The following is a 2,512-nucleotide window of genomic DNA, read 5'->3' as shown; positions in this document are numbered from 1 at the left end:
CGCAGCAACGGTCCAGAGCGTGTGTTTCACAGGACGCGGCGGAAGTCGGCGTCGCGCTTGCCGCTTTCAGCGGATGCTGTCGGCCGGTGTCGAGGGAGTGTCCGTGCCCTGTCTGACCAGGAGGACGAGTCGCTCTGCTTGAGTGGCGTCCGTGGCGGTCAGGGCGATCCCGTTGGCCAGGGCGAGTAGTTCCGATGCGTTGAGGTCGGCGCGGACAGCACCGGCGTATTGCGCCCGGGTCAGCAGTGCGGACGCGGCTGTGTGCATCGAGTGGTGCCAGCGGTCGAACAGCGCGGAGCGCTGACCTGTGCGGTCATCGGTGATCGACAGCGCCAGTTCCCGCTTGGCTGCCACGTGTGCGATGAAATCCTGAAGCCAGCCGAAGAGGGCGTCGCCGGGAGGATCCTCGGCCAGCAGGGACTGGCTCCGGGCGCAGAGCTCGGCCACTTCCTCGGAGTAGACGGCGATGATCAGTTCGCGGCGCGTCGGAAAGTGCCGATACATCGTGGCGTTGCCGACGCCGGCCCGGCGGGCGATGTCGTCAAGCGGGGCGTCGACGCCGTGGTCGTGGAAGACGTCCCTGGCCGCGGCCACGAGCAGGTCGTAGTTGCGCTGAGCGTCCGCGCGACGACGACGCTGGGGTTCCGAACGCGGTGCAGGTCCGGCGCTCTGCGGTGGCATGACCCTCCTTGCTAATTGGGGACTTCCCCGGTTACGGTAGCCGAACACAGCAATCGGGGAGCTCCCCATTTGCTGCCTCATGTGTCCCCACCAGAGGAGATTCCGTATGCCGCAGGGAGCAGAAGACACCGCGCACCCGGGGCCTGGAGAGATTCACCGGCGCGTCGTCGAGAGCTACGCGCAGATTCTGGAAGGCCGGCTCGAAGACGCTCTGAAACTGATCGACCCTGAGGTCGTCGACCACCGGGGAGGCACCCAAGGCGATCACCGGGGACGCGATGCCTGGCGACAGAAGTGGGAGCGGATGAGCGCGGGCAGCGCGTTCCACGACGTCTCGGTGACGATCGAGCAGAACGTCGTATCCGGCAACACCTCCGTCAACCGGTACACCAGCCGGGGCACCCACACGGACTCCGGCCGACGCTACGAGGTCCTCAGTATGGACATGGTCCGCGTCCGCAACGGCCGAATCGTCGAGCACTGGGCCCTGCGCGACGCCGACGCGATGCGCGACCAGTTGGGCCTGTGAAGGAACCGCCTACGTCTGGCGGCCAGATGATGACCGCCGCACCTCATGGGAACCTCGCCCGCTGGCAGGAGGCGTTCGACACCCTCATGGGCCGGGTCGCGGGTCGGTTTGCCCGGGTCGAACCCCGGCGCCGGATGAGGAAGTTGGTGCTTGGACTGCTGTCCGACCTGCCGCGCAAGAACTGCTGGACCATCGCCGAGTGGGCCGGCGACACGACGCCGGACGGCATGCAGCACCTGTTGGGCAGGGCCAAGTGGGATGCCGATCAGGTCCGCGACGACGTACGCAGCTACGTGGTGGAGCACCTGCACGACGACCAGGCGGTGCTGGTCGTCGACGAGACCGGCGACGTGAAGAAGGGCGTGGACACAGTCGGCGTCCAGCGCCAGTACACCGGTACCGCCGGCCGGATCGAGAACTCCCAAGTCGCCGTCTACCTGGTCTACGCCGGTCAGCGCGGCCACGCCGCAGTGGACCGGGAACTCTACGTTCCGCGCTCCTGGACCTCCGACCCCGACCGCTGCCGCGCCGCGGGCCTTGCCGAGAAAACCACCTTCGCCACCAAGCCGGAACTGGCCGCTCATATGGTCGCCCGGTTCCTGGACGCCGGCCATCAGGCTGCCTGGGTTGCCGGTGACGAGGTCTACGGCGGCAACCCGAAGCTGCGAACTGCACTGGAGGAACGCGGCACCGGCTACGTCCTCGCGGTGGCCTGCTCGCACGAAGTCACCACCGGTGCAGGGAAGTTCCGTGCGGACATCTTGGCCAAGAAGGTGCCCAATAGGGCCTGGCAGAAGCTCTCCGCAGGGGCCGGGGCCAAGGGCCACCGCTTCTACAACTGGGCAGTCATCGACCTCCCCGACCCCCGCCCTGGGAGTCGTCAGCTACTGATCCGCCGCAACCGCAGCACCGGCGAACTCGCCTACTACCGCTGCTACTCGCCCGCGTCCGTGCCGCTGACCATGCTGGTCAGAGTCGCTGGATCACGATGGAGAGTCGAGGAGTTCTTCCAGTCGGGCAAAGGCTTGGCCGCAGTCGACGAGCAGCAGGTCCGCCGCTATACCTCCTGGTCCCGCTGGGTCACCCTCGCCATGCTCGCGCACGCTTTCCTCGCCGTCATACGCGCAGACGAGCACACCCGCCCCACACCCGATGCCCTCATCCCGCTCACCTGCAACGAGATCCAGCGCCTGTTCATCACCATCGTTGTCCGCCCCGTCCACGATGCCGCCCACCGGCTCGGCTGGTCCGACTGGCGGCGCCGCCACCAGGCCCGATCCCAGGCCAGCCACTACCGGCGAC

General features: G+C 67.6%; 3 protein-coding genes. 2 read left to right on the top strand and 1 reads right to left on the bottom strand.

Features of this window, described 5'->3' with window-relative positions; all coding sequences use genetic code 11:
• Window positions 1-66: 66 nt before the first annotated feature.
• Window positions 67-681, bottom strand: coding sequence for a TetR/AcrR family transcriptional regulator (locus Psi02_RS39680; RefSeq protein WP_203981074.1), 615 nt, complete (start codon window positions 679-681; stop codon window positions 67-69).
• A gap of 106 nt (window positions 682-787) precedes the next feature.
• On the opposite strand from Psi02_RS39680, the gene Psi02_RS39675 reads away from it, so the two are divergent.
• Both Psi02_RS39675 and Psi02_RS39670 read left to right on the top strand, forming a co-directional pair.
• Window positions 788-1,210 carry an ester cyclase gene (locus Psi02_RS39675; protein ID WP_203981073.1) on the top strand — a complete coding sequence of 141 codons (423 nt, stop codon included), beginning with the start codon at window positions 788-790 and terminating at the stop codon, window positions 1,208-1,210.
• Window positions 1,211-1,239: 29 nt separating this feature from the next.
• Window positions 1,240-2,512: IS701 family transposase (locus Psi02_RS39670; RefSeq protein ID WP_444544200.1), on the top strand; the 1,273-nt coding region annotated here is incomplete at its 3' end.

Origin of the sequence: Planotetraspora silvatica (genome assembly GCF_016863315.1) — a bacterium.
In the GTDB taxonomy this organism is placed as follows: domain Bacteria; phylum Actinomycetota; class Actinomycetes; order Streptosporangiales; family Streptosporangiaceae; genus Planotetraspora; species Planotetraspora silvatica.
This window is presented reverse-complemented; position numbering and strand designations above follow the sequence as displayed.

Coding starts and splice junctions, on each gene's coding strand:
- Psi02_RS39680 (WP_203981074.1), bottom strand. CDS start 681: ATGCCACCGCAGAGCGCCGGACCTGCACCGCGTTCGGAACCCCAGCGT.
- Psi02_RS39675 (WP_203981073.1), top strand. CDS start 788: ATGCCGCAGGGAGCAGAAGACACCGCGCACCCGGGGCCTGGAGAGATT.